Origin of the sequence: Myceligenerans pegani, from assembly GCF_014892515.1 — a bacterium.
In the GTDB taxonomy this organism is placed as follows: Bacteria; Actinomycetota; Actinomycetes; order Actinomycetales; family Cellulomonadaceae; genus Myceligenerans; species Myceligenerans pegani.
Genome location: NZ_JADBGR010000080.1, coordinates 1 through 4835 on the forward strand (window position 1 = coordinate 1; position 4835 = coordinate 4835).

The 4835-nt window shown below is 72.4% G+C and carries 2 protein-coding genes; both read left to right on the top strand.

The window, feature by feature from the left end; all coding sequences use genetic code 11:
• Positions 1-10 precede the first annotated feature (10 nt).
• The gene (locus tag IIE03_RS10900; RefSeq protein WP_318842923.1) at positions 11-3553 is read left to right on the top strand and encodes a type I polyketide synthase; all 3543 of its coding nucleotides are present in this window, start codon (positions 11-13) and stop codon (positions 3551-3553) included.
• 38 nt (positions 3554-3591) lie between these two features.
• Positions 3592-4835 (top strand): beta-ketoacyl synthase N-terminal-like domain-containing protein (locus IIE03_RS10905; protein ID WP_192862788.1); only part of this gene is annotated, 1244 nt, incomplete at its 3' end.

Below are 4835 nucleotides of genomic sequence, written 5' to 3' on the forward strand. Positions count from 1 at the left end.
GACGGCGTTTGTGTTGACGGGGCAGGGGAGTCAGCGGGTGGGGATGGGGCGTGAGTTGTATGGGTCGGAGCCGGTGTTTGCTGCGGCGTTCGATGCGGTGTGCGGGGGGTTGGATGCGGTGCTGGATCGTCCGTTGCGGGAGGTGGTGTTCGCGGAGGAAGGGTCTGCGGAGGCTGGTCTGTTGGAGCGGACGGTGTTTGCTCAGGCGGCGTTGTTTGCGGTGGAGACGGCGTTGTTTCGGCTGGTGGAGAGTTTTGGGGTGCGTCCGGACTTTCTGCTGGGGCATTCGATCGGTGAGGTGACGGCTGCGCATGTGGCGGGGGTGTTGGATCTTGGGGATGCGTGTTCCTTGGTGGCGGCGCGGGGTCGGTTGATGCAGTCGGCGCCGGCTGGTGGCGTGATGGTGGCGGTGGAGGCGTCGGAGGAGGAAGTGACGCCGACGTTGGTTGCGGGTGTGGAGGTTGCGGGGGTGAATGGTCCGTCGTCGGTGGTCGTGTCTGGTGACGCCCAGGCGGCGCAGCAGGTGGAGTGGGTGTGGCGTGAGCGGGGTCGTCGGGTGAAGCGTCTGTCGGTGTCGCATGCGTTCCATTCGGCGCACATGGACGGGGTCCTGGCCGAGTTCGAGGAGGCGATCTCGGGTCTGACGTTCCGCGAGCCGGCCATTCCTGTGGTCTCCAACGTGACCGGCCGGATCGCGACCGAGCTGACGTCGCCCGCCTACTGGGCGCGGCAGATCCGTTCGACGGTCCGGTTCCATGACGGTGTACAGACCCTGCGGGACGCGGGTGTGGTGCGCTACCTGGAACTAGGGCCCGACGGCGTCCTGAGCGCCCTGGTCGACAACGGCGTCCCCACACTCCGCACAGGCCGCGCGGAACGCGACACGTTCCAGCTCGCGCTCGGTGCGCTCCATGCCGACGGCGTCGACGTCGACTGGCTCGGTGCGTTCGCCCGGCACGACGCCCAGGTCCTGGACCTGCCCACCTACGCCTTCCAGCGACGTCGCCACTGGCTCGACGCCGTCGCGGACGGCCACCCGCTGCTCGGCGCCCCCGTCGGGCTGGCGGGCCGGGACGAGCGGGTGCTCAGCGGCACCGTGACCCGCGGCGCCCTGCCGTGGACCGCCGACCACGTCGTCGGCGGCGCCACCCTCTTCCCGGGCACCGGGTTCGTGGAGCTCGCGGCCCGCGCCGCCGAACTCACCGGCGGCGGTCACGTGGACGACCTCACCCTGACGGCGCCCCTGGTCCTGTCGGCGCACGACGCCACCGAGCTCCAGGTGGTGGTCACGGGCGACGACGAACGGCGCCGCATCGAGATCTTCGCCCGAACCGCCGATCGGCCGTGGGAGTCCCACGCGCGAGGCGTCCTGGCCGCTCCCGCCGATGCCACCCCCTCCTTCGCCGGCCTGGTCTGGCCGCCGACCGGCGCGACAGCGGTCGATCTGGACGGTGTGTACGACCGGCTCGCGGAACGCGGCTACGCCTACGGCCCTGCCTTCCGTGGTCTGCAGAAGCTGTGGCGCTCCGGCGACGAGTTGTTCGCCGAGGTGCGTGCCGGGGACGGCCCGTACGCGCTGCACCCGGCGCTCCTGGACGCCGCACTGCACGCGCTGCTGCCCGGCGTTGCTACCGAGACCGGCCCGAACTGGGTCCCGTTCTCCTGGTCCGGTGTCCGCGTGCATCGTGCGGGGGTGAACGCCGTCCGGGTCCGGATCACCACTCTGGCCGATGCCCCTGACGTCCGTGAGGTGGCCGTCGCCCTGTTCGACGACACCGGCGCGCCCGTCGCGGACGTGGCGTCCCTGACGCTGCGTCCGCTGGTCACCGCGGGCCTGCGGGCCGCCGTCGAAGGCCTGTCGCACGTGGGCTGGACCGCGGTCGCGCGGCCGGAGGGCGCGGCCGCGGCGGTGTCGACCGTCCTGCGGTTGCCCCGCAGGGATCCCGCCGAGGCCCGGACGGCCCTGCGCGAGGTCATGGAGCGCGTCCAGGGATGGTTGCGTGACGAGCCCTCGCCGGACAGCCGCCTCGTCGTGGTGACCAGCGGTGCGGTGGCCACCGGTCCCGACGAGGACGTCACCGACCTGGCGCACGCCGGGGTCTGGGGCATGCTCCGCTCGGCCCAGACGGAGAACCCCGACCGGATCGTGCTCGCCGACGTGGACGACCCGGACGCGGACCTGGATTCCCTGCTGGCGTCCGGTGAGCCGCAGTTCGCGCTGCGGGCCGGCGAACTGCTCGTGCCCCGTCTCGTGCGGACCGTACCGGCCGACGACCCGGCCACACCGCTCTGGTCCGACGGGACCGTCCTCATCAGCGGTGCCACCGGCGCGCTGGGGCAGGTCCTGGCACGCCACCTCGTGACCGAGCACGGGGCCCGCCGGCTTCTGCTGCTCAGCCGCCGGGGCGCGGACGCTCCGGGTGCGACGGAGCTGGCGGCCGAGCTGGCCGGCCTGGGTGCCGAGGCGGTCTTCGCCGCGTGCGACCTGGCGGACCGGGACGCTCTCCGAGACGTCCTGTCCACCGTGCCCGCCGAGCACCCGTTGCGGGCCGTCGTACACACCGCGGGGATCGTCGAGGACGGTGTCTTCGCCGAGCTCGACGCGGAACGACTGGACCGGGTCCTCCTCCCCAAGGTCGAGGCCGCCTGGAACCTGCACGAGCTGACCCTCGACCAGGATCTGCGGGCGTTCGTGCTCTACTCCTCGGTGGCGGGCCTGCTGGGTACCGCCGGACAGGCCAACTACGCGGCCGGGAACACCTTTCTCGACGCCCTGGCACAGCATCGCCGGGCGCACGGCCGCCCCGCGACATCCCTCGCCTGGGGGCTGTGGGCGCAGTCCAGTGCCATGACGGAACGGCTTGCCGACGTCGACCGCACCCGGATCGCCCGCAGCGGCCTGGTCGCCCTGGAGTCCGAGGAGGCGATGGCGCTGTTCGACGCGGCGCACGACGCGGGGCACCCGGTCCTGGCCGTCACGAGGTTCGACACGTCCGCGTTCCGCGGCGGGTCCGCGCCGGTGCTGTTGCGCGGTCTGGTCCGGACGGCGGCCCGGCCCGCCGATGCGCCCGGTGACTCCCTGGCGGATCGGCTGGCCGCGTTGCCCGCCGAGGACCGGCAGCGCGCGGTGCTGGAGCTGGTCGTCGCACAGGTGGCCGGGGTTCTCGGCCACGCGGGCGGCGAGGGAGTCGGACCGGACCGGGCGTTCCGCGATCTCGGATTCGACTCGCTGACCGCCGTCGAGCTGCGCAACCGCCTCGGCAGCGCGACCGGGCTGAGACTGCCGACCACGCTGGTCTTCGACCACCCGAACCCGGAGGCCGTCGCCGCGTACGTCCTCGCTCAGCTCGAGACCGATCGCCCCGCACCGGTCCTCGCCGAGCTGGACCGACTCCGGCCGCTGCTGGCCGAGGCGCTGGCCGGGCAGGAGCACCGGGAACAGGTGGCCCGGTTGCTCCGTGAGCTCCTGGACGCCGGCGACGACGATCCGGCGCACGATCTCGACTCCGCCAGCGACGAGGACCTCTTCGCCCTCGTCGACGGACTGGACTGAATGTTTGCATCGCACCGACTCGCGGAAGGCGAAGACCCATGGCTGACGAGCAGAAACTGCGCGACTACCTGAAGCGAGCCATCGCCGACGCCCAGGACGCGCGCAAGCGCCTGCAGGAGCTGGAGGACCGGCGGCAGGAGCCGATCGCGATCGTGGGGACGGCGTGCCGTTATCCGGGTGGCGTCGAGTCCCCGGAGGACCTGTGGCGGCTGGTGGCCGGCGGCGTCGACGCGGTGTCGGGGTTCCCGGCGAACCGTGGCTGGGACCTGGACGCGCTGTACGACCCCGACCCGTCGGTCCCCGGCACCGTGTACGTGCGGGAGGGTGGGTTCCTGCACGACGCCGACCTGTTCGACGCCGAGTTCTTCGGGATCTCCCCGCGCGAGGCCCTGTCCCTCGACCCGCAGCAACGGCTCCTGCTGATGACCGCCTGGGAGGCGTTCGAGCAGGCCGGAATGGACCCGCGCGGGCTGCGCGGCAGCCGCACCGGGGTTTTCGCCGGCGTGATGTACAACGACTACGGCTCCCGGCCGCACCTGCCGCCGGAGGACGAGGGATACCTCTTCAACGGCAGCGCGGGGAGCGTGGCGTCCGGGCGGCTGTCGTACACGTTCGGGCTCGAGGGCCCGGCCGTGTCGGTGGACACGGCGTGTTCGTCGTCGCTGGTGGCGCTGCATCTCGCGGCGGCCGCACTGCGCAACGGGGAATGCGACCTGGCGCTGGCGGGCGGGGTCGCGGTGATGTCCACGCCGGTCGCGTTCCTGGAGTTCTCCCGGCAGCGGGGCCTCGCCCTGGACGGCCGGTGCAAGTCGTTCGCTGCGGGCGCGGACGGTACGGGCTGGTCCGAGGGTGTGGGGCTGCTGGTGGTGGAGCGCCTGTCGGATGCGATCGCCAACGGGCATCGGATCGTGGGCGTGGTCAAGGGCAGTGCGGTGAATCAGGACGGTGCGTCCAACGGGTTGACGGCGCCGAACGGTCCGTCGCAGGAGCGGGTGATCCGCCAGGCGCTCGCGAACGCGGGCCTGGGCGCCGCGGATGTGGACGCCGTGGAAGCGCACGGTACGGGGACGCGGCTGGGCGATCCGATCGAGGCGCAGGCGCTCCTGGCGACCTATGGCCAGGAGCGGGACGAGCCGTTGTGGCTAGGCTCCCTGAAGTCGAACATCGGCCACGCGCAGGCCGCGTCCGGCGTCGGCGGCATCATCAAGGTGCTGGAGGCGATGCGTCACGGCGTCCTGCCGCGCACGTTGCACGTGGACGCGCCGTCGCCGCATGTCGACTG